Raw genomic sequence first — 1,428 nt, forward strand, 5'->3', positions numbered from 1 at the left:
TGAAGTGACCCCCAATAGTTGGACACCAATTATTGGGGGTCTTTTATGTCCAAATATAGTCGAGAGTTAAAATGCACCTTAGCCAAGCAATGCTTGGCGGGAACCTCATCTATATCACTCGCTAAACACCATTCCATTTCATCACGTCAAATACGTTATTGGACTCAAGTAGTTGCCATTCATGGCAATCGCTCTTTTGCTTTTACTGCTCAATACACTACAGCAAAAGATAAGCTAAAAGCGCTTCATTTAATGTGGACGAACAGCTGGTCTTTAACGCACACTAGTGCTGTATTGAATCTTTCTTCCCCTGGCATACTTTTCACCTGGCTCAAAAGATATAGAGACCATGGTATCCAAGGGCTCGAACCTCAACGATTAGGCAGGCCATCTATGAAGCAGCAACCTCACCGTATTAAAAAATCAGATGACGAGATGACACGTGAGGAGCTGAAAGAAGCATTAGCTTACTTAAGAGCTGAGAATGCCGTCTTAAAAAAGTTGGAAGAGTTAGCGCAGGAAAAGAAACGCCGCCAAATAAAGAAAAAGCGGCAATAGCGCTAACTCTAAGAAATACCCACGCTCTAAAATATTTGCTACAGGTACTAAAGCTACCAAGAAGTGCATTTTATTACCAAACTAAGGCGAGTAAACGTACTGATAGTTATGCTGACGAACGAGCGCTGATAACGTCTATTTTCCATCAGCATAAAGGACGATATGGCTATCGTCGTATTCATTTAGAGCTTCGAAATCAAGGAATTATGATAAACCATAAGACGGTGCAACGTCTTATGGGTCAACTCAACCTAAAATCGACCGTAAGACCCAAAAGATACCGTTCTTATAAAGGTGATATTGGTAAAACAGCACCAAATATACTTAACAGGGACTTCACTGCGACTCGGCCTGATGAAAAATGGGTAACAGATGTCACTGAATTTAAAGTGAAAGAGCAAAAAGTGTATTTATCGCCAGTGGTTGATTTATTTACTCAGGAAGTTGTCGCTTATAACGTGACTAAAAATGCACGTTTACCACTTGTTACCGATATGCTGACATCTGCTCTTTCAAAACTAAAGGCAGGTGAAAAACCTATCATACATAGTGACCAAGGGTGGCAATATCGCCATCGGTCATATCAGCAAATGGTCGCTAAAAATGGGTTAACACAAAGTATGTCAAGGAAGGGAAATTGTTTAGATAATGCGGTAGCTGAAAACTTCTTTGCTCTGCTCAAGACAGAAATGTACCATGGCAAATACTTCAAAGATGCTGATGCGCTTATCGAGCAAATAAAAGAGTATATCGAGTACTACAACACCAAACGGATCAAGGTCAAATTAAAAGGCCTGACTCCGATTGAATATCGAAATCAGGCCTTACAAGCCGCTTAACCGAAATGTCCAACTTTATGGGGTCACATCA

At 40.7% G+C, this 1,428-nt stretch carries 1 protein-coding gene and 1 pseudogene; both read left to right on the plus strand.

What is annotated here, in order from left to right; all coding sequences use genetic code 11:
- Positions 1 to 45: 45 nt before the first annotated feature.
- Entirely contained in the window at positions 46 to 558 is a 513-nt protein-coding gene (locus tag E5A76_RS19115) for a helix-turn-helix domain-containing protein (RefSeq protein WP_161119888.1), read from the plus strand.
- Positions 552 to 1,397 (plus strand): annotated as a pseudogene (locus E5A76_RS19120) (IS3 family transposase); the annotation flags it as partial. The gene E5A76_RS19115 and the pseudogene E5A76_RS19120, both read left to right, overlap by 7 nt.
- Between the last annotated feature and the right edge of the window lie 31 nt (positions 1,398 to 1,428).

The organism is Photobacterium lucens (assembly GCF_009873615.1).
Taxonomy (GTDB): domain Bacteria; phylum Pseudomonadota; class Gammaproteobacteria; order Enterobacterales; family Vibrionaceae; genus Photobacterium; species Photobacterium lucens.